Below are 20,338 nucleotides of genomic sequence, written 5' to 3' on the forward strand. Positions count from 1 at the left end.
CGTGACGTATCCGACTGATCACGCTTGGGTGCGGCTCTCCGACGCGAGGGGACGCCGAGGGGTTCGTCCGTCCACCGCCGCGGTGCCGCTGTCCAGGGGGATCGTGTCAGCGAGGGGGGCCGCGGACTGCCGGTCGCGGACCGTTCCTCGGCGAGTGCGGAGGCCGCGGCGCGGGTTCAGGGCCCGCGCGTCGCGGTTGGATGGCGGTGCGCCGTGCCGTGCTCGGGGTGCGCGCGGCCTGCCGCCATCCACTGCGTCTCCGTGGAGCGGCGGAATCCGGCCACCACCGGGGCCGGTTCCGGGACCTTGCCCGTGCGTTGCCCGTGCCTTGCCCGTGCTGTCGTCGGCGGATCCGTCGACGAGTCCGCCGGGCGGGCCTGCCCGCGGACTACCGGGGGGCGGCGCGGAAGGTGCGCCGGTAGGCGCTGGGCGCCACGTCGAGGCGGCCGCGCAGTTGCAGCCGCAACGAGGCGGCGGTGCCGAAACCGGATTCCCGGGCGACCTGGTCGATCGTCAGATCGGTGCGTTCCAGCAGCTGGCGGGCGCGCTCGGTGCGCTGGGTGGTGATCCACTGGCCGGGGCTGGCGCCGGTCTCCTCGCGGAACCGCCGGGTGAAGGTCCGTACGCTCATGCCCGCCCGGTCGGCGAGGAGGCGCAGGGTGAGCGGCCGGTCCAGGTGCTCCAGCGCCCAGGCGCGCACCGCGGTGGTGCCGTGGTCGCCGGCGTCCACCGGGCTCGGGGCTTCCACGTACTGCTTCTGGCCGCCCTCGCGCCACGGCGGCACCAGGCAGTTGCGGGCCACCGCGTTGGCCACCGCGCTGCCGTGGTCGCGGCGCACCACGTGCAGGCAGAGGTCCACCCCGGCGGCGACCCCGCCGGAGGTGAGGATGTCGCCGTCGTCGGTGTAGAGCACGTCCGGGTCGAGCCGCACCGCGGGGAACAGCCGGGCGAAGCGGTCGGTGTAGCGCCAGTGGGTGGTGGCCGGGCGGCCGTCCAGCAAGCCGGCGGCGGCCAGGATGAACGAGCCGGTGCAGATCGACATCAGCCGGGTGCCGGGCCGGATCCGGGCCAGCGCGGCGGCCAGTGCGGGGGTGAAGCAGGCGTCGGCGACCGCCGGGCTGGAGTCGGCGGAGGCCGGGATCACCACCGTGTCGGCCCGTTCCAGGAGCTCGGGACCGTGGTCGACGGCGACCCGGAAGTCGGCGCTGGTGGCGACCGGCCGCCCGTCCAGGGTGCAGGTGGCCACCTCGTAGAAGGGCCGTCCGGCCGGGTCCTTGGCGCCGCCGAAGATGCGGGCCGGGATGCCGAGTTCGAAGGCGATCACGCCCTCCAGGGCGAGTACCGCGACCAGGTGCGCCATGAGGTCCCCTCGGCTGTCGGTGGGTCCGGGACAGCGTACGCCGGGTCGTGGCCCGATCCTTGCGAAAGCTGTCATTCAGGCCACTCGTCCGGGGCGCGGCGGCCCGGAACACTCGTCGCGTGACCGAACGCAGCGCCCTCGCCCCCACCACGCCCCTCCCCGATCCGGCCGACTCCGGTCCGAGCGTTCCCGGCCCGGCCGACTCCGGTCCGACCATGTCCGACCCGGCCGATTCCGGCCCGACCGTTCCCGATCCGGCTGCCGCACGGCCGGCCGGCCCCGAACGGGCCGCGCAGGCCGGGCGCCCCCGGGTGCACTACGCCTGGGTGGTGGCCGGCGTCTCCCTGCTCGTCCTGCTCGGCTCGGCCGGCTTCCGCTCCACCCCGAGCCTGATGATGGACGCCCTGCACAACGAGTTCGGCTGGTCGCTCGGGACCATCTCCAGCGCCACCTCCGTCAACCTGACCCTCTACGGCCTCACCGCCCCGTTCGCCGCCGCCCTGATGGACCGGTTCGGGGTGCGCCTCGTGGTGGTCTGCGCGCTGCTGACCATCTCGGTCGGCTCCGGGCTCACCATGCTGATGCGCGAGCCCTGGCAACTGGTGCTCTGCTGGGGCGTGCTGGTCGGCCTCGGCAGCGGCTCGATGGCCGGCGCCTTCGCCACCACCATCACCGGTCGCTGGTTCCGGGCGCGCCAGGGCCTGGTCACCGGCGTGCTGACCGCCGCCGGCGCGGCCGGGAACCTGGTCTTCCTGCCGGTCGGCGCCTGGCTGGTCGAACAGCACGGCTGGCGCTCGGCCGTGGTCGTGGTCTCGCTCGCCGCCAGTGCCGTCGCCGTCCCGGTCCTGCTGCTGATGCGCGAGCGGCCCGCCGACGTCGGCCTGCTCCCTTACGGCGCCACCGAGGAGCCGCCGGCCCCGCCCGTCGGTGACACCCGCGCGCTGGCCCGCTCGCTGCGGGTGCTGCGCTCCGCCGCCCGCACCCGGGCCTTCTGGCTGCTGGCCGGCTCCTTCGCGATCTGCGGCGCCACCACCGCCGGCCTGGTCGGCACCCACTTCATCCCGGCCGCGCACGACCACGGCATGCCGGTCACCACCGCGGCGAGCCTGCTCGCCCTGATCGGCGTCTTCGACGTGGTCGGCACCGTCTTCAGCGGCTGGCTCACCGACCGGCTCGACTCCCGGGTGCTGCTGACGGTCTACTACGGGCTGCGCGGCCTCTCCCTGCTCCTGCTGCCGCAGCTGCTGGCCGGCTCGCTGCACCCGCCGATCCTGGCCTTCGTGGTCTTCTACGGCCTGGACTGGGTCGCCACCGTGCCGCCGACCGTCGCGCTGTGCCGCCGGCACTTCGGCGAGGACGCCCCGATCGTCTTCGGCTGGGTCCTGGCCGCCCACCAGATCGGTGCGGCCGTCGTCGCCGGGCTGGCGGGCCTGGCCCGCGACGCGCTCGGCAACTACGACCTGACCTGGTACGGCGCCGGCGGGCTGTGCGCGGTCGCGGTCGGGCTCTGCCTGGCGCTGCGGACCGGGCGGACCGACCGGCCGGGCACGACCGGTGCCGGCGGTGCTGCAGGTGCTGCCAGGGCTGGCGGTGCCGGCGGGGCTGCCGGTGTCGGCGGGAAGGCTGTCACCGCGGAGGTCTAGGCTCCGCTCCATGGCGCTCACCTTCACGCTGGATCCCAAGCTCGACCCCGACCTGCGGACGGAGATCGTCCGCCTCTGGACCGACGTGACCAACGCCGGCGGCGCGGTCGGCTTCGTGGCGCCGGTCACCGAGGAGGAGGTGTGGGACACCGCCGACCACCAGTTCGACGGGGTCGGCCCGGACGGTCCGGACCGGCTGCTGGCCGCGCACGACGCCGACACCGGCCGGCTGGTGGGCGTGCTGTTCTTCGCGTCGATGCGCTTCGGCCCGATGGAGCACTGGCGGATGCTCAAGCGGGTCATGGTGCACCCCGACTGCCAGGGCCGGGGCCACGGCGCCGAGTTGCTCGCCGAGGCCGAGCGGGTCGCCAGGGAGTGGGGCCTGCAGTCGCTGCGGCTCACCGCGCGCGGCGGCCTGGGACTGGAGCAGTTCTACGCCCGCAGCGGCTACCGCGAGGTCGGTCGGGTGCCGGCCGCGATCCGGGTCGCCCCCGGGGACGACCGCGACGACATCACGATGTGGCTCGATCTGCGCTGATCCCGGTCCCCGGGCGGCGGCGGCGGCCGGCCGCGGCGGGCGGCCCGCCCTCCCGTCCGGCACCGGGCAGGAGGGGCCCCGGCCGCGCCGGGCGTCAGGCATGCTTGACTGGAGGACCGCCCCGACCCCGCCGGCCGCCCCGCCGGCCCGCCCCGCACAACGAGAAGGATGTGTTCCAGTGAGCAGCAACGGCCCGGGAAAGTCGCACGCCACGCTCCGCTACACCTCCATGCGGGTCAGCATCTTCCTCGGGTGCCTGCTGGTGGCCCTGCTGCTCGGGCACTTCCAGATCATTCCGGTCAGCGGCGAGGCGGGCGTGATCTTCCTCTTCCTGCTGGCCGCGATCGCCTCCGCGCCGCTCAGCTACGCCCTGCTGAGCAAGCAGCGTGACGAGATGTCCGCCCAGATCAGCGGCAAGGTCACCGGGATCCGCAGCCGTACCGCCGACCGGATCGCCGCGCAGAACGCCGAGGAGGACGCCGCCGACGACGCCGCCCGCGCGGCGACCGCCGGGCAGAACTGACCCCGGCCCCACCCCCGACCGCCGAGCCGCCGCCGCAGCCGCCGTGCCCGCCACCCCGGATCCCGTGCCGTCCGAGCAGCCGGTCGAGCTGCAGTCCGAGCCGTCCGCGCAGCCGTCCGGCTCGTCGCCCAAGTCGTCGTCCGACTTGTCGTCCGGTTCGTCGCCCGACTCGTCGTCCGCCGAGAACGAGCTCGGGACCTGGCCGGCCCCCGTGCGCCGGCCCACCGGGCGGGACGTGGCCCGGCTCGCCGGGGTCTCCCAGGCCACCGTGTCGCTGGTCTTCTCCGGTGCCGAGGCCGGGCGGCGGGTTTCCGAGGCCACCCGGCAACGGGTCCGGGAGGCCGCCCGCAGCCTCGGCTACCGTCCGCAGGCGGCCGGCCGGCAGCTGCGGCTGGGCCGCAGCGGGATGATCCTGCTCGCCGTGCCGAACCTCCAGGGCCCGTTCTTCGGCCGGGTGCTGGACGGCGTCCACCAGGAGGCCGGCCGCAACGGCCTGGCCGTCGTGGTGAGTTCCGGCTGGGGCAGCGCCACCCTCGCCGAGGCCGCCACCGCCGGGCGCTTCGACGGCCTGCTGATCTGCTCCCCGGACGACAGCCAGCTCGGTGAGCTGCCCGCCGACACCCCCGCCGTCTTCCTGGACGCCGACCCGGGCACCGACCGCACCCGCCCGACCGTCGAGCTCGACGTGGCCGGCGGGATGCGCGCCGCCGTCGAGCACCTGGCCGCGCTCGGCCACCGCCGGATCGGCCGGCTGCGCTCCACCCACTCCGCGTACACCTTCCGGGTGCGACAGGCCGCCTTCGAGCGGGCGGTGCGGGAACTCGGCCTGGACGTCGTGGAGTTGGGCGTGAGCCTGAACGAGGGGCACCGGGCCGCGCGGACCGTGGCGGACCGGCTGCTGGCGCGGTCGGACCGGCCGCGCGCGGTGATCTGCGACGACGACGTGGTCGCCTCCGGGGTCTACCAGGCCGCCGCCGAGCTGGGGCTGCGGGTGCCGGAGGACGTGTCCGTGGTCGGCATGGACAACGTCCCGGTGGCCGCGCTGCTCGCCCCGCCGCTGACCACCGTCGACCTGCCCGGCGAGGAGCTGGGCCGGGCGGGCGCCGCCGCACTGGCGGGCCTGTTGCGCGGGGAGCGGGTGGAGCCGGTCGCGCCGCTGGCCACCTCGCTGGTGCTGCGGGCCTCCACGGCCTCGGCGTAGCGCCCCGGTCCCGGAGGTTCGCCCGGTCGGACCGGACGGGGAGAGGACTGCGCCCACCGGCCAGACCACCGGTGGGCGCAGTCGTTCGTGGGGTGGGCTCAGCCCACCGGGACGGGCCGGGCCGCGCCCGGTACGACCGGCGCCGGGTGGAACCAGCGCCGGGAGCCGAACAGCAGCAGCCCGCCGAGGGCGATCCCGCCCGCCGCGCACAGCGCGACCGACTGCAGCGAGCTCTCGGCGAGGCTGCCGGAGACGGCGTAGCCGAGCGAGTTGCCGGTGGCGAACAGCGTGACCAGCCAGGCGAAGGCCTCGGTGACGGTGCCGGTCGGCGCCAGCTCGGCGACCAGCACGAACGCCGCCGCGAGCAGGGGCGCCAGCATGATCCCGGAGAGGAAGGCCAGTGCGGCCATCGGGTACGGCCCGGGCAGGGCGATCAGCGGCAGGTAGCTGGCGGCCATCGCGAGCGCCATCACCCAGGTGCGGGTGGCGGTGGTGTGCCGCCACTTGACCGCGCCGTAGGCGAGCGCGCCGAGCAGTCCGCCGAGCGCCGCCAGCGCCAGCAGGGTGCCCGCGCCGCCCGGCAGCGCGCCGGTGTGGCGTTCGGCGTAGGCGATGAACAGCACGTTCTGCGCGCCGACGGCCCAGCCGGCCCCGGCCAGCCCGACCAGCAGCAGCACCAGGCCGGGGGAGCGCAGCGGTCCGAGCAGTCCGGCGGAGTGCTCGCGGACCGGGGCGCGCCAGGCCCTGGCGGGTGCGGTGGTGGCCACGATCAGGGCGCCGGCCAGGCCCAGTCCGGCGGCCACCCAGAGCGCGACGACCGGGCTGAACAGGCCGGCGATCCCGGCGACGGCCAGCGGCCCGGCGACGTAGAGGATCTGCTGGGAGGCGGAGTCGAAGGCGTAGGCGGTGTCGAGCTGCTCGGCCTCGACGACGTCCGGCCAGAGCGAGCGCAGGCAGGGCTCCAGCGGGGGCATGGCGAGGCCGGCGACCGCGGCGCCGACCGGTGCGGCGAGCGCGGAGCCGGGGGCGAGGGCGAGCAGGGCGTATCCGCCGCCGGCCACCACGGCCGAGGCGAGCAGGATGCGCGGCTGCCCGGTGCGGTCCACGATCCGGCCGAGCACCGGCCCGCCGACGGCCGCCGAGATCGCGTACGCGGCGGTGGCCAGCCCGATCCGCCCGTACGGCGCGCCGGCCTCGCGCAGGGCGAGGGCGATCACCAGGGCGGTCATGCCGGCGGGCAGGCGGCCGAGCAGGGTGCCGAGGAGCAGGCGGGTCACGTGCGGGGCGCGGAGCAGGGCGAGGTAGCCCATCGGCGTCTTCTCCGGTCTGGGCAGGCGGGGGCGGGGACGCCGTCAAGGTTATACGTATAACTGCTTGCCGGTCAATCGGACCGTCGGTCCGGACTGATGGGGCGTCAGCGTCGTTCGTGTCCGGACCTCGACAGCAAGGCAGGGAGGGGTTTCGGACGATCTCAAACAAGTACTTTGAACATCTCAAACCTTTACTGCTAACGTATCGGCCATGTCAGCCTCAGACGCACTGCGGACGCACGGACCGGGCCTCCTGCCCGGCGCCGCCCGCCCGTGCGCTCTGACCGGTGCTGTGGACAGCCCGCGCCGTTGTCGCGCCATGCGCTGTACTGCCCTGAGCTGTACGTCGGCGGCACGCCCCTGACCGGGGGCCCCGACCCCTTCCGTCCGGCCCCGCGCCGTGCCGCCCGCTCCGCCCCACACCTCACCGTTCAGCCACGCCCTCCCCCGGAGTCGCACCCCCATGTCCACAGCGCCCGAGGCGACCTCGTCGCCGTCCGTGCTCGCCCGTATCCGCAAGACACCGTTCTGGGTGCAGATCGTCGCCGGCCTGGTGCTCGGCGTCGGTCTCGGCTACCTGGCCCGCGCCGCCGACATCTCCTGGCTGGCCACCACCCTGGAGACGATCGGCAAGATCTTCGTCCAGCTGCTCAAGCTGGCCGTGCCGCCGCTGGTGTTCACCGCGATCGTGGTGAGCGTCGCCAACCTGCGCAACGTCACCAACGCGGCCCGACTCGCCACCCGCACGCTGCTCTGGTTCATGGTCACCTCGCTGATCGCGGTCGGCATCGGCCTGGGCCTGGGCCTGCTGACCAACCCCGGCCGGGGCACCAACCTGAAGACCGAGGGCCTCAAGGCGCTCGACTCCAAGGGCACCTGGATCGACTTCCTGACCGGGATCTTCCCGACCAACATCGTCGACGCCTTCGCCAAGGTGAACGTGCTGCAGATCGTCTTCATGGCGGTCGTGGTCGGCGCGGCGGTCATCAAGCTCGGCGCCAAGGCCGAGCCGGTCCTCAAGCTCAGCGAGTCCGTGCTGGAGCTGACCCAGACCGCGCTGTGGTGGGTCATCCGGCTCTCCCCGCTCGGCACCCTCGGCCTGATCGGCAAGTCCGTCGCCAAGTACGGCTGGGACCTGCTCAAGCCCTTCGCCACGCTGACCCTCGACATCTACGTCGGCTGCGCGCTGGTCCTGTTCGTCGTCTACTCGCTGCTGCTGCGCTTCGCCGCCGGCCTCAACCCGCTGCACTTCTTCAAGGGCGCCTGGCCCGCGATCCAGCTGGCCTTCGTCTCGCGATCCTCGGTCGGCACCCTGCCGGTCACCCGTCGCGTCACCGAGCGCCTCGGCGTCCCGAGCGAGTACGCCTCCTTCTCGGTGCCGTTCGGCGCCACCACCAAGATGGACGGCTGCGCCGCGATCTACCCGGCGATCGCCGCGATCTTCGTCGCCCAGGTCTACAACATCGACCTCGGCATCAAGGACTACATCCTGATCGCCTTCGTCTCGGTGGTCGGCTCGGCCGCCACCGCGGGCCTCACCGGTGCGATCGTCATGCTGACGCTCACCCTGTCCACCCTGGGCCTGCCGCTGGAGGGCGTCGGCCTGCTGCTCGCCATCGACCCGATCCTGGACATGATGCGCACCGCGACCAACGTCGCCGGTCAGGTCCTGGTGCCGGTCGTGGTGGCCGCGCGGGAGAAGATCCTCGACGTGGCCGCGTACAACAACCCCTCGGGCGACCTGTACGGCGAGGACGCCCCGGCGGGCGCCCCCGCGGGTGCCGTCGCGAGCCCTGCCGCCGCCTGATCCCGGCGACCCCGACCCGCGTCGACCCCGACCCGCGTCGACCTACGCGGAAGGGCCCTCCCCCATCACCGGGGGAGGGCCCTTCCGCGTTCTCCGCTCCTCTTCGAGCCCCGCTCGAAAAGGCAGGGGGCCCGCCGACGGGCGGGCCCCCTTGGGTACTGCTCTTGTGCTCATGGTGACGGCTGTCGGGAGCCGCCGGTGGACCCGTCGGGGTCCCGAGCGATCAGATCATCAGAGGATGGTCAGACGGCGGTGACGTTCTCCGCCTGCGGACCCTTCGGGCCCTGGGTGACGTCGAAGGTGACCGCCTGGTTCTCCTCCAGCGAACGGAAGCCGTTCGCGTTGATGGCGGAGTAGTGAACGAAGACGTCCGGGCCGCCGCCCTCCTGGGCGATGAAGCCGAAGCCCTTCTCAGCGTTGAACCACTTGACGGTTCCCGTGGCCATGCCGTTCTCCTTGCGAGGCGTGTCGGGGACCACACCGTGTGGCCCCCGGTCCGCTGCGCTGATCGCCCTGCCTCCGGACGAGTCCGAAGTTTTTCGATATTGCTGAAAAACTACAAAAAGCCCGCGGTTACATGCTCCGCAGGCTTCAAGTACTGCAAGGGGAATCAAACTGCAACTGAGGGCAACGCTAGCATGCGGCCGCTGTGACGACCAGAGGTCGCTTGCGGCGCGGAAGGCGCGTGTCGTAAGGCCGGGAGCGGGCGCAGAAAGGGGCGTTGGGGGCGTGTGAGGGCGTGTCGGGTGGCCGGTGCGAGCCGCTGTGAACGGCGGGCATACGCTGCGGGGAGGCGCACGAACAGCAAGGGAGCGGCGCAGTGGCAGCACCGGACGCACAAACACCGGACGCGCAAACGCGGGAGCCCCAGAACACCCCGGTCGGAGAGAACCCCCCGCTCAGGCCCAGGGTCGGCCATATTCAGTTCCTGAACTGCGTTCCCCTCTACTGGGGGCTCGCCAGGACGGGCAATCTGCTCGATCTGGACCTCACCAAGGACACCCCGGAGAAGCTGAGCGACCGGCTCGTCGAGGGTGCCCTGGACATCGGTCCGATCACCTGCGTGGAGTACCTGCGCAACGCCGACGACCTGCTCGTCCTGCCCGACATCGCGGTCGGCAGCGACGGCCCGGTGATGTCCTGCCTGATCGTGAGCAAGGTGCCGCTCGCCGACCTCGACGGCCGCCGCGTCGCCCTCGGCTCCACCAGCCGCACCTCGGTCCGGCTCGCCCGGCTGCTCCTGGAGGAGCGCGAGGGCGTGCGCCCCGACTACTTCAGCTGCCCGCCGGACCTCAGCGCGATGCTCGCCGAGGCCGACGCCGCCGTCCTGATCGGCGACCCGGCGCTGCGCGCCTACCTCGGGCAGGCCGCCGACCTCGGGCTGACCGTCCACGACCTCGGCGAGATGTGGAAGGAGTGGACCGGCCTGCCGTTCGTCTTCGCGGTCTGGGCCGTGCGCCGCGAGTTCGCCGAGCGCTGCCCGGAGCTGACCGCGGCCGTGCACCGCGCCTTCCTGGAGTCCCGCGACCTCTCGCTGGTGGAGGCCGCCAAGGTCGCCGAGCAGGCCGCCCGCTGGGAGGCCTTCGGGGCGGACGTGCTGGAGCGCTACTTCAGCGAGGCGCTCGACTTCTCGCTCGGCGAGCGGCAGCTGGCCGGGGTCGCCGAGTTCGCCCGGCGGGTCGCGCACGACAGCGGCTTCGCGCCGGACGTGGCGGTGCGGTTGCTGGAGCCGGCCGCGCTGCCGGTCGGTCCGTGAACCCTTCGCACCGATCGCGTCGTCGGGGCTGATCCGGCACGGCCCGGCCCGGTACGGTCTGCCCCGAGGCGCGTCCGGCGGGTGGCCCGCGGGAGGCGCTCCGGAAGCGGCTTTCGCGGCCGGGCAAACCCGCCCGGTGCCGCGCGAGCCGGTGCGAGGGGAGCGTGCGGGGCCATGCGGGCACTGGGGTCGGACGACCCGCGTCAGGTGGGCGCCTACCGGCTGCTGCGGCGGCTCGGCTCGGGCGGGATGGGCCGGGTCTACCTCGGCCGGACGGCCGGCGGACGCACCGTCGCCGTGAAGGTGGTGCGCCCGGAGCTGGCGGACGACGCCGAGTTCCGCGCCCGGTTCCGGCACGAGGTGGCCGCCGCCCGGCGGGTCGGCGGCACCTGGACCGCGCCGGTCCTGGACGCCGACACCGAGGGCGAGCGGCCCTGGGTCGCCACCGGCTACGTGGCCGGGCCCTCGCTCACCGCCGCCGTCCAGCAGTACGGGCCGCTGCCCGAACCGGCCGTCCGCGCCCTCGGCGTCGGGCTCGCCGGGGCGCTCGCCCACGTGCACGGGCTCGACCTGGTGCACCGCGACGTCAAACCGTCCAACGTGCTGCTGACCCTGGACGGGCCGCGGCTGATCGACTTCGGCATCGCCAGGGCACTGGACGCGACCAGCGGCTTCACCCGTTCGGGTCATGTGGTCGGTTCGCCGGGCTTCATGTCACCCGAACAGGCGGCCGGGCAGCCCGTCGGGCCGGCCGGGGACGTCTTCGCGCTCGGCGCCGTACTGGCCTACGCCGCCACCGGAGTGCACCCCTTCGGGGAGGGGGTCAGCGCGGCCGTCCTGCTCTACCGGGTGCTGCACGAGGAGCCCGACGTCGCCGGACTGCCCGAGCGGCTGCGGGCGGTCGTCCTCGACTGCCTGGCCAAGGACCCGGCCGCCCGGCCCACCCCGCAGCACCTCGCCGCCCGGCTGGACCCGGACCGCCAGGGCGCCGCCCGGCTGTGGGGCTTCCTGCCGCCGGAGCTGGCGGCGGGGGTGGGGCGCAGCGCGGTGGAGCTGCTGGACCTGGAGGACGAGTCCGGGGCGGCGGGCGGGGCCGAGGCCGGGGCCGGGTCGGTGGCGATGCCGACGCCGACCTACGTGCCCAGGGGCGACCGGCTGCCGGGGGCGCCGACGGCGGGGTCGGGTTCGAGGTCGGGGCCGCGGGCGGGTTCGGGGTCGGGATCGGGGGAGCGTGAGGCGCCGGGCACGGCCGGTACGTCGTGGTGGCGGCGGCCGGCCGGGCTCGCGGCGGTGGCGGTGCTGGTGGCCGCGGCGCTCGGGGGCTCCGGGTACGGGCTGTACGAGTGGTCGCACCGGGACGACGATCCGGTGGCCCCGGCCGCAGGACCGCTGCCGGTCCCGTCCACCGGCCCGGGCGGGACGGACTCGCCGTCAGCGCTCCCGTCAGCGGCCCCGTCCGCCTCCGCCACGGCCTCGAACCCCGCGACGCCCGCGGCCTCCCTGACCGGCGCGGCGCCCTCGACGGGCGGCCCCAACGCGGTGCCGGCCGCGTTCCTGGGCACCTGGAGCGGGGACATGGTCACCGACAAGGGCCTGCCAGGCGGCACCACCACGCTGACCGTCCGTCCGGCGGCGATCGGTCAGGAGACCACCACCAGCCGCAACGCCGTCACCGGACTGATCCCGATCAGCTGCGAGGGCAGCTGGACGCTCACCTCCGTCTCCGACACCCGGCTGGTGTTCCGGTCCCGGCTGGTCCGCTCCTCGCTGCCCGGCGCCTGCACCGGCGGCGCCAACGCCGAAACGCTCACCCTGCAGGCCGACGGGACGATCCGGTTCACCTCCGCGGATCCGCCGGGTGGGAACCCGACCGGGACGATGCGCCGGGTGAACGGGGCGGCGGGCTGAAAGTGCCCGAAAGGCCTGGCGTAGGCTGGTTCGGCCGTACCCGAGTAGCACTTGAGAGAGAGAAGGCCGCCAGGTGACCGAGCTCGCAGCGACCACCCTCGATGCGTCCAGCACCGACCTGCAGGCCGTGCTCGACCGGGCCGCCGCCGGCGGCCGGATCACTCCGGAGGAGGCGCTGGAGCTCTACCGCTCCGCGCCGCTGCACGCGCTCGGCTCCGCCGCCGACGCGGTGCGCCGCCGCCGCTACGCCGGTACCGAGCACATCGCGACGTACATCATCGAGCGGAACATCAACTACACCAACGTCTGCGTGACGGCGTGCAAGTTCTGCGCGTTCTACGTGCCACCGAAGAGCGACAAGGGCTGGTCCCGCGAGCTCGACGAGATCCTGCGCCGCTGCGCCGAGACCGTCGAGCTGGGCGGCACCCAGATCATGTTCCAGGGCGGCCACCACCCGGACTACGGCGTGGAGTACTACGAGCGCGCGTTCTCGGCGATCAAGGCCGACTTCCCGCAGCTGGTGATCCACTCGCTGGGCGCCTCCGAGGTCGAGCACATGTCCCGGATCTCGGGCGTCTCCATCGAGGAGGCGATCGCCCGGATCAACAAGGCGGGCCTGGACTCCTTCGCCGGCGCCGGCGCCGAGCTGCTGCCGGAGCGTCCGCGCAAGGCGATCGCCCCGCTGAAGGAGTCCGGCGAGCGCTGGCTGGAGATCATGGAGGTCGCGCACGGCCTCGGCGTCGAGTCCACCTCCACCATGCTGATGGGCACCGGCGAGACCAACGCCGAGCGGATCGAGCACCTGCGGATGATCCGCGACGTGCAGGACCGCACCGGCGGCTTCCGGGCCTTCATCCCGTACACCTACCAGCCGCAGAACAACCACCTGAAGGGGTCGACCCAGGCGACCGTCTTCGAGTACCTGCGGATGATCGCCATCGCCCGCCTGTTCCTCGACAACGTCGCCCACATCCAGGGCTCCTGGCTGACCACCGGCAAGGAGGCGGGCCAGCTGTCGCTGCACTACGGCGCGGACGACCTCGGCTCGGTCATGCTGGAGGAGAACGTCGTCTCGGCGGCCGGCGCCAAGCACCGCTCCAACCTCACCGAGCTGATCCACCTGATCCGGGCCGCCGACCGCGTCCCGGCGCAGCGCTCCACCACGTACGAGCACCTGCGGGTGCTGGAGGACCCGGCCGACGACCCGGTCGACCCGCGGGTCGCCTCGCACATCGCCTCCACGGCGATCGAGGGCGGCACCGCGCACCCCGAGCTGAAGATCCTGGACAACTGAGGCCCTCCCCGCAACCGTGCTGACCCTGCACCGGGCGGCCCTCGTGCTGCCCGACCCGGCCGATCCGACCGCCCCGTCCTTCCCGGACGGGGCGGTGGTGGTGCGTGGCGAGCGCGTCGAGGCGGTCGGGCCGTACCCGGAGCTGGCGGCGGCGCACCCGGGCGCGCGGGTGCGGGACTGGGGCTCGGCGGTGCTCGCGCCCGGGCTGCGCAACCCCTACGGGCACTGGCTGCTGGAGCGGGCGTACCACCCGGATCCGCGGGAGGAGATCGGCGTCGAGCCGGTGGCGGACGGGCTCGCCGGATCAACGGACGAGACGCGGTGCGGGGCGAGTGCGCGGCGCGGGCTGCAGCGGATGCTCGGGTTCGGGGTGACGGCGGTGGCCGGGCCGTTCGAACGGGCGTCGGTGCGGACGGCGGTGGCGCGGTCGGGGCTGGTGGGGCTGGCTGGGGCTTCGGGCTCGCCGGTCTCGGCGGGGGCTTCGGGGGAGGAGGGTGCGGGGCCGTTGGACCCGCTCGCCGTGCTGCCCTTCGCGCAGGCCGTGCACGGGCGGGTGGCGGTCGGCGACCGGGCCGACTTCGCGGTGTTCGCGGCCGCGGGGGACGGGCTCGCCGAGCCGGCGGCGGGCGGGTGCCTGGCCACGGTGCTGGGCGGGCGGTTGGTGTACCGCCGGCGCTGAGCGGGGCCGCTGCGGGCCGGTGCGGGCCGGTGCGGACCGGCCGGGGAGCGGCGGACGAACGGTGGACGAACGGCGTCGGACGGGCCGGGATCGGCAGCGCCGGTGTGACGTACTCGTCAGTAGACCGATTCCCTTGCCGTGCACGGGACTTCCTTCGTGTGCACTCGAACTCCGGTGCCGGTGGCCGGGGGTGATTGTCCCTTCGCCGTGACCTGAGGGCCCGCCAGCGGATACGATCCCGGACAGCTCACTCCGTACCCTCACCACACCACCGCCCGTGCCCGCGGGTGGCGGGGCCGCGTCCCCGGTCCCGAAGGCAAGCCAGGACAGGAACCATGCGAACCGCGATCGTTCCCCCGCCGCGCGCCCCGCGGTTGGGCCGTGGTTGGTACCTCGCCGCCGTGCTCAGCGCCGTGCTGGCCGTCGGCATGTGCCTGCTCGGTTGGCGTCAGGCCGACCAGGCCGACCGGATCGAGGCGCACCCGGTGAGAGTCGAGGGCGTCGTCACCCAGCTCCCCACCGGCGGCGGCACCTACAGCGCCGTCAGCTACCGGGTGGGCGGGCAGTCGCACACCGCGGCCGCGCTGCCGCTCGCCGACGGCGCCAAGGTCGGTGACTCGATCTGCCTGGAGCACGCGGCCGACGACGCGGGCGCGGTGCGGATCTGCGGCGACACCTACCCGCAGCCGGTCGGGGTGGGCCTCGCCCGGTTCAGCGTGCCGGTCGCCGTGGTGCTCTTCGCGGTCTGCGTGCTGCGCATCTGGCGGCACCGGAAGGCCGTCGCGATCCGCGCCGGGCAGGGGCGGCTGGCCGCCAACCTCGCCCTGGCGACGGAGGCACTGGCGGACGGGATGCCCGCGATCACGCACGGCAAGCGCTCCCGGCGGAAGCGGCGTGCGGGCGGGCGGCGCGGGCAGCACTGAGGGCGCCGCGCCGGGCGGGGTGACCCGTCGGTACGGCCCGTCGGTGCGCCCCGTTGGTCGGGGTGTCCGTGCGAGGGTGAACAATGGGGGCGTGACCCGAGCCTCTCTGGACAAGCAGCCGCACGAAGTCGCCGCCATGTTCGACGACGTCGCGGCCAAGTACGACCGCACCAACGACGTGCTCTCCCTCGGCCAGGCCCGCGCCTGGCGGCGGGCGGTGGCCGAGGCGGTGGCCGCCGGACCGGGGGACCTCGTGCTCGACCTCGGTGCCGGTACCGGCACCTCCTCGCTGCCCTTCGTCGAAGCCGGGGCCCAGGTCGTCCCGTGCGACTTCTCGGTCGGCATGCTCACCGAGGGCAAGGCCCGCCACCCCGAGCTGGCGCTCACCGCCGGGGACGCCACCCGGCTGCCGTTCGCGGACGACACCTTCGACTCGGTGACGATCTCCTTCGCGCTGCGCAACGTCCAGGACACCGACGCGGCGCTGCGCGAGATGCTGCGGGTCACCAAGCCCGGCGGCAAGCTGGTGATCTGCGAGTTCTCCACGCCGACCTGGACGCCGTTCCGGACGGTCTACACCGAGTACCTGATGCGCGCGCTGCCGCCGGTCGCCACGGCCGTCAGCAGCAACCCGGAGGCGTACGTCTACCTCGCCGAGTCCATCCGGGTCTGGCCGGACCAGGCCGGGCTGGCCGCCAAGCTGCAGGAGGGCGGCTGGTCGAAGGTCGCCTGGCGGAACCTGACCGGCGGGATCGTCGCGCTGCACCGGGCGTACAAGACCGCGTAGTCCGCCACTGTCGGACCGTCGGCTTCGGATCGTCGCTTCGGACCGTCGGCTTCGGGCCGTCGCTTCGGATCGTCGCTTCGGTGCCCGCCGGCGGGTGAGGCGGCGGGTGTGGAGGCGGCGGGTGTGGCGGGGGCGCGGGCGCTTCCGGCGGCGTGAGCGGAACTAGACTGCCGGAGACAAAAGCCGCCGTCCCCCGCCGCAGCTCCAGGAGTGTGTCCACGTGTCCGAGACCGCAGCCGATCTGACGAAGCCGGACAGCCCGGTGGAGAGCACGGCCGACGTCATCGTGGTCGGCGCGGGCCCGGCCGGTTCGACCACCGCGTACTACCTGGCCCAGGCCGGGCTGGACGTGCTGCTGCTGGAGAAGACCGCCTTCCCGCGCGAGAAGGTCTGCGGCGACGGCCTCACCCCCCGCGCCACCAAGCAGCTGGTGGACATGGGCATCGACGTCTCCACCGAGAACGGCTGGCTGCACAACAAGGGCCTGCGCATCATCGGCGGCGGCGTCCGGCTGGAGCTGGACTGGCCCGAGCTGTCCTCCTTCCCGGACTACGGCCTGGTCCGCAAGCGCGCCGACTTCGACGAGCTGCTGGCCCGTCAGGCCGAGAAGGCCGGCGCACGGCTCTACGAGCGCTGCAACGTCAGCGGGCCGGTCCTGGACGAGCGCACCGGCCGGATCGTCGGCGTCACCGCCAAGCTCGGCGACGAGAAGCGGCCGGTCACCTTCCGCGCCCCGCTGGTGGTCGCCGCCGACGGCAACTCGACCCGGCTCTCGCTCGCCATGGGCCTGCACCGGCGCGAGGACCGCCCGATGGGCGTCGCCTACCGCACGTACTTCACCTCGCCGCGGCACGACGACGACTACCTGGAGTCGTGGCTGGAGCTGTGGGACACCCGGGCCGGCGAGCGCAAGCTGCTGCCCGGCTACGGCTGGGTCTTCGGCATGGGCGACGGCACCTCCAACGTGGGCCTCGGCATCCTCAACTCCTCACCGGCCTTCGGCGAGCTGGACTGGCGCGAGGTGCTCAAGGCCTGGTGCGCGAACATGCCGAAGGAGTGGGGCTACACCCCCGAGAACATGACCGAGCCGATCCGCGGTGCCGCGCTGCCGATGGCCTTCAACCGGCAGCCGCACTACACCCGCGGTCTGCTGCTCGTCGGCGACGCGGGCGGCATGGTCAACCCGTTCAACGGCGAGGGCATCGCCTACGCGATGGAATCCGGCCAGATCGCCGCCGGGGTCATCGTGCAGGCCCTCGCCCGGGTCACCGACGGCGGCCGGGAGCGCGCCCTCCAGGCCTACCCGCGCGTCCTCAAGGACGTGTACGGCGGTTACTACACACTGGGCCGTGCCTTCGTGAAGCTCATCGGCAACCCGAAGGTGATGCAGATCGCCACCCAGCGCGGCCTCACCCACCCGATGCTGATGCGCTTCACCCTCAAGCTGCTCGCCAACCTGACCGACCCGCAGGGCGGCGACGCGATGGACCGCGTCATCAACGGGCTCGCCCGGGTCGCGCCGAACGCCTAGTCCGGGGAGGCCGCGGGCTGGTCCCGGGAGCCCTCGGGTTCCCGGGAACCGGTGGGCTCGGCCGGGGACGCGGTGGGCTCGGCCTGGGCGTCGGTGGGCTGCTCCGGCGCCGCCTCCGGGGCCGTGGCGACCGGGCGCCGGGAGGCGGCGGAGCGCTGTTCGACGTAGGCCAGCCGGTCGGCGAAGACCCGGGCCGCGTCGGGTGTGAGCGTCCGCAGCGCGACGAGGGCGGCGAAGACGACGTCGCAGAGCTCGTGCTGGACGTCCTCCCAGCTGTGGGTCACCCCCTTGCGCGGGTTCTGGCCGGTGGCGCCGATCACGGCGGCGCCGACCTCGCCGACCTCCTCGGAGAGCTTGAGGATCCGCAGCAGGCGCTCCTCCCGGGGCGACTGCGTGCTCTGCTCGTCCAGCCATGCGACCAGGTGGTCGACGCTCTCCCAGATCCGGCTGTCCATGCGGTGCTGCTCCCCTGTGGTGTGGTTGGTGCTGCCACCGTACGGGAGCGGCGCGGCGGGCGGCCGGTGGGTCGGGGGCGGCCCGGACGAGCCGAGAACGGCCCGAGGCTGGGCGGTTCAGGGGTTCGAGGGTCCGGGCGGCCCGGTCCGGTCGGTCAGCGGGTGCCGATCTTCACGTTGCGGATGTTCACGGGCAGGTTGGGAAAACCGTCGCCGGGGTTGTTCTGGTCGTCCTCGCCGCCGGCGGCGATCTTCTGCAGGACGTCCAGGCCCGCCGTGACCCGGCCGAACGGGGTGTAGGCGGGGGAGAGCTTGGTGTCCTTCCAGACGAAGAAGAACTGGCTGCCGTTGGTGTTCGGACCGGCGTTGGCCATGGCCACCGTGCCGGCCGGGTAGGTGGCGCCGGTCAGGTTCTCGTCCGGGAAGGAGTAACCGGGCCCGCCGCTGCCCGTCCCGGTCGGGTCGCCGCACTGCAGGACGTAGATCCGCTGGGTGGTGAGGCGGTGGCAGTGGCTGCGGTCGAAGTAGTCGTGCTCGGCGAGGAAGCGGAACGAGAAGGTGGTGCAGGGCGCCTTGTCGGTCAGTGCCTCGAAGGTGATCGCGCCCTGGCTGGTCCGCAGCGTCGCGCGGTAGGGCCGGGCCGCCTTCTTGGCGTCGAAGACCGGGATTCCCTTGAAGTTGTCGGCCGGCACGGCCGGTGTGTAGGTGCAGGCAGCGGTGGTGCCGGCGGCTGCGGCGGCGGAGGTGTCCGCGACGGCGGTGCCGGTGCTCGCCACGAGCGGGAGGACGGTGGCGGCGGCGACCAGCGCCCAGTGCGTGCGCTTCACGTGACGGGCCTTCCGGGGGGTGGTGGACGGCTGGATTGTCATGGAGGCATCATCCACGGCCGGGTGGGGATGCGATAGGGGGCGCGACGGCCGTGACTCCCCGGGCCCCGGAGCCGTGAGGGGCGGTCAGGCGAGCTGCGGGGGAGGGGAGTCGGCCGGGGCTGCCGACTTCGCCGTGGTCGGTGCTGTCGGCGGTGCGGTGTCGGTGCTGTCCGTGCTGTCGGTGGTGTCGGCGGTGCGGTGTTGGTGGTGTCGGTGTTGCGCATGTTTCCCGGTGTTACGGGACTTGCCGGTCTTGCCTATGTTGCCGGTCCTGCTTCTGGTGCGGCTGCTTCCTGCGAGGCGGATGTTTCCTCCGGTGCGGCGGTGGCGCTCTCGGTGGGGGTGAAGAGCCCGGCGCGGCCGGCGAGGGCGGCGGCGTCGGCGGCCCGCTCGGCGGTGCGGGCGTCCAATGGTTCGCCCGAGACGAACAGGCGGAAGTAGAGCGGGGCCGTGGCGGCGCGGACCACCTCGGCGCCGTCCGTTCCGGCGGGCAACTCGCCGCGTGCGACCGCTCGTTCGGCTACCTCGGCGGCCTGTCGGTGGCGGGCGGCGAAGAAGGCGCGCAGGGCGGCCGCGCCTGCGTCGGAGCGCTGGGCGGCGGAGATCAGCGCGGTCGGCGTGGCGCCCAGCTCGGGGTCGGTGAAGACGTCGAACACCTCCCGGGTGATCCGGCGGAGGTCCTGCTGCAGGTCCCCGGTGTCGGGTAGGGGCCAGGGCTGGTCGGCGGAGGCGGTCAGGGCGTCGGCGACCAGGCCGTCCACGCCGCCCCACCTCCGGTAGAGGGTCGCCTTGTGGACGCCGGAGCGGGTGGCGACCGCCTCGACGGTCAGGCCGTCGTAGCCCTTCGCGGTGACTTCGGCGAGCGTGGCGGCGACCACCTCCGCCCGGACCCGTGCGCTGCGGCCGCCCGGGCGTGGGGTGGGGGTGCGGGGCGGCTGCCCGTGGTGACTTGCTCCGTTCAAAGTCGACTCCAGTCGCATTAGTGCTTGCTGTGGGGTGGCGATCGTGCGATGCTCATCGTAATGCGACTCGCGTCGCATTACGAGAGGAGTCCGTGTGACCACCACCGCCATCCCCGATCCCACCGTGCTCCACCCGCTCGCCGGCCACGACAGGGTCGTGCTGTTGCGATCGCTCGTCACCGACCCGCGGATCGAGGTCGGCGAGTACACCTACTTCGACGACCCCGACGGCGCCACCCGCTTCGAGGAGCGCAACGTCCTCTACGCGTACGGTCCGGAGCGGCTGGTGATCGGCAAGTACTGTGCGATCGCCACCGGGACCCGCTTCCTGATGGCCGGTGCCGCCCACCCGGACATCGGCGTTTCCACGTTCCCGTTCACCATGTTCGGCGGCAGCTGGACCGAGCGGACCCTCGACATCGTCACGGGCCTGCCCACCCGGGGCGACACCGTGATCGGCAACGACGTCTGGTTCGGGTACGGGGCCACCGTCCTGCCCGGTGTCCGGATCGGCGACGGCGCCATCGTCGCGGCCGGTGCGGTGGTCACCGCCGACGTCGAGCCCTACACCGTCGTCGGCGGCAACCCGGCCCGGCCGATCCGCCGACGCTTCGACGACGCCGACATCGAACGCCTGCTCCGCGCCGCCTGGTGGGACTGGCCGGTCGAACTCGTCACCGAGCACGTCCGCGTCATCATGTCCGGGACGCCAGCCGACATCGAGGCGATCGCCACGGCGAACGGTCTGCTCGACGCCTGACGGCGAGGGCGTTCCGTGCGGGGCGCCCGGCC

At 73.7% G+C, this 20,338-nt stretch carries 19 protein-coding genes; 13 read left to right on the forward strand and 6 right to left on the reverse strand.

What is annotated here, in order from left to right:
- Positions 1-388 precede the first annotated feature (388 nt).
- Positions 389-1,360 carry a GlxA family transcriptional regulator gene (locus ABT048_RS31260; RefSeq protein ID WP_350524917.1) on the reverse strand — a complete coding sequence of 324 codons (972 nt, stop codon included), beginning with the start codon at positions 1,358-1,360 and terminating at the stop codon, positions 389-391.
- A gap of 215 nt (positions 1,361-1,575) precedes the next feature.
- Between ABT048_RS31260 and ABT048_RS31265 the strand changes: the two genes are divergently transcribed.
- The 4 genes from ABT048_RS31265 to ABT048_RS31280 all read left to right on the forward strand — a co-directional run bounded on the left by ABT048_RS31265 (position 1,576) and on the right by ABT048_RS31280 (position 5,265).
- Positions 1,576-3,003, forward strand: coding sequence for an MFS transporter (locus ABT048_RS31265; protein ID WP_350524964.1), 1,428 nt, complete (start codon positions 1,576-1,578; stop codon positions 3,001-3,003).
- 10 nt (positions 3,004-3,013) lie between these two features.
- Positions 3,014-3,541, forward strand: coding sequence for a GNAT family N-acetyltransferase (locus ABT048_RS31270; RefSeq protein WP_350524918.1), 528 nt, complete (start codon positions 3,014-3,016; stop codon positions 3,539-3,541).
- Positions 3,542-3,719: 178 nt separating this feature from the next.
- Positions 3,720-4,064: a DUF4229 domain-containing protein gene (locus ABT048_RS31275; protein WP_350524919.1), complete on the forward strand. Its 345-nt coding sequence runs from the start codon at positions 3,720-3,722 to the stop codon at positions 4,062-4,064.
- Positions 4,065-4,128: 64 nt separating this feature from the next.
- Complete coding sequence (locus tag ABT048_RS31280; protein ID WP_350524920.1) at positions 4,129-5,265, forward strand: LacI family DNA-binding transcriptional regulator; 1,137 nt, start codon at positions 4,129-4,131, stop codon at positions 5,263-5,265.
- Between the two features lie 98 nt (positions 5,266-5,363).
- Here the strand turns inward: ABT048_RS31280 and ABT048_RS31285 are convergent, their stop codons facing one another.
- Positions 5,364-6,575: an MFS transporter gene (locus ABT048_RS31285; RefSeq protein WP_350524921.1), complete on the reverse strand. Its 1,212-nt coding sequence runs from the start codon at positions 6,573-6,575 to the stop codon at positions 5,364-5,366.
- Between the two features lie 463 nt (positions 6,576-7,038).
- Here ABT048_RS31285 and ABT048_RS31290 point away from each other — a divergent pair, with 463 nt between their 5' ends.
- The gene (locus tag ABT048_RS31290; protein WP_350524922.1) at positions 7,039-8,382 is read left to right on the forward strand and encodes a dicarboxylate/amino acid:cation symporter; all 1,344 of its coding nucleotides are present in this window, start codon (positions 7,039-7,041) and stop codon (positions 8,380-8,382) included.
- Positions 8,383-8,624: 242 nt separating this feature from the next.
- Here the strand turns inward: ABT048_RS31290 and ABT048_RS31295 are convergent, their stop codons facing one another.
- On the reverse strand, positions 8,625-8,828 hold the full coding sequence (locus ABT048_RS31295) for a cold-shock protein (protein ID WP_045692393.1): 204 nt from the start codon (positions 8,826-8,828) through the stop codon (positions 8,625-8,627).
- 473 nt (positions 8,829-9,301) lie between these two features.
- On the opposite strand from ABT048_RS31295, the gene ABT048_RS31300 reads away from it, so the two are divergent.
- From ABT048_RS31300 to ABT048_RS31330, 7 genes are all read left to right on the forward strand, one after another.
- Entirely contained in the window at positions 9,302-10,138 is an 837-nt protein-coding gene (locus ABT048_RS31300; RefSeq protein WP_350524965.1) for a menaquinone biosynthetic enzyme MqnA/MqnD family protein, read from the forward strand.
- Positions 10,139-10,312: 174 nt separating this feature from the next.
- Positions 10,313-12,046, forward strand: coding sequence for a serine/threonine-protein kinase (locus ABT048_RS31305; protein ID WP_350524923.1), 1,734 nt, complete (start codon positions 10,313-10,315; stop codon positions 12,044-12,046).
- A 73-nt stretch (positions 12,047-12,119) separates the two neighbouring features.
- Positions 12,120-13,340 (forward strand): cyclic dehypoxanthinyl futalosine synthase, encoded by a 1,221-nt coding sequence (gene mqnC / locus ABT048_RS31310; RefSeq protein WP_350524924.1) that lies wholly within the window; start codon positions 12,120-12,122, stop codon positions 13,338-13,340.
- Between the two features lie 16 nt (positions 13,341-13,356).
- A complete protein-coding gene (locus ABT048_RS31315; protein ID WP_350524925.1) occupies positions 13,357-14,019 on the forward strand; it encodes an amidohydrolase family protein in 663 nt (220 codons plus the stop codon).
- A 335-nt stretch (positions 14,020-14,354) separates the two neighbouring features.
- The gene (locus ABT048_RS31320; protein ID WP_350524926.1) at positions 14,355-14,942 is read left to right on the forward strand and encodes a hypothetical protein; all 588 of its coding nucleotides are present in this window, start codon (positions 14,355-14,357) and stop codon (positions 14,940-14,942) included.
- A gap of 91 nt (positions 14,943-15,033) precedes the next feature.
- Positions 15,034-15,729, forward strand: a complete 696-nt coding sequence (locus tag ABT048_RS31325; protein WP_350524927.1) for a demethylmenaquinone methyltransferase — start codon at positions 15,034-15,036, stop codon at positions 15,727-15,729.
- Between the two features lie 220 nt (positions 15,730-15,949).
- A complete protein-coding gene (locus ABT048_RS31330) occupies positions 15,950-17,260 on the forward strand; it encodes a geranylgeranyl reductase family protein (RefSeq protein WP_350524928.1) in 1,311 nt (436 codons plus the stop codon).
- Here the strand turns inward: ABT048_RS31330 and ABT048_RS31335 are convergent.
- The 3 genes from ABT048_RS31335 to ABT048_RS31345 all read right to left on the reverse strand — a co-directional run bounded on the left by ABT048_RS31335 (position 17,257) and on the right by ABT048_RS31345 (position 19,546).
- The gene (locus ABT048_RS31335) at positions 17,257-17,715 is read right to left on the reverse strand and encodes a MazG-like family protein (RefSeq protein WP_502894098.1); all 459 of its coding nucleotides are present in this window, start codon (positions 17,713-17,715) and stop codon (positions 17,257-17,259) included. The two genes, ABT048_RS31330 and ABT048_RS31335, sit on opposite strands and share 4 nt — an antisense overlap.
- 155 nt (positions 17,716-17,870) lie before the next feature.
- Positions 17,871-18,584 carry a peptidylprolyl isomerase gene (locus ABT048_RS31340; protein WP_350524929.1) on the reverse strand — a complete coding sequence of 238 codons (714 nt, stop codon included), beginning with the start codon at positions 18,582-18,584 and terminating at the stop codon, positions 17,871-17,873.
- A 257-nt stretch (positions 18,585-18,841) separates the two neighbouring features.
- A complete protein-coding gene (locus tag ABT048_RS31345) occupies positions 18,842-19,546 on the reverse strand; it encodes a TetR/AcrR family transcriptional regulator (RefSeq protein WP_350524930.1) in 705 nt (234 codons plus the stop codon).
- Between the two features lie 94 nt (positions 19,547-19,640).
- Between ABT048_RS31345 and ABT048_RS31350 the strand changes: the two genes are divergently transcribed.
- The gene (locus ABT048_RS31350; protein ID WP_350524931.1) at positions 19,641-20,306 is read left to right on the forward strand and encodes a CatB-related O-acetyltransferase; all 666 of its coding nucleotides are present in this window, start codon (positions 19,641-19,643) and stop codon (positions 20,304-20,306) included.
- Positions 20,307-20,338: the final 32 nt, after the last annotated feature.

The sequence above is a fragment of the Kitasatospora sp. NPDC096140 genome (assembly GCF_040303045.1).
Classification (GTDB): Bacteria; Actinomycetota; Actinomycetes; order Streptomycetales; family Streptomycetaceae; genus Kitasatospora.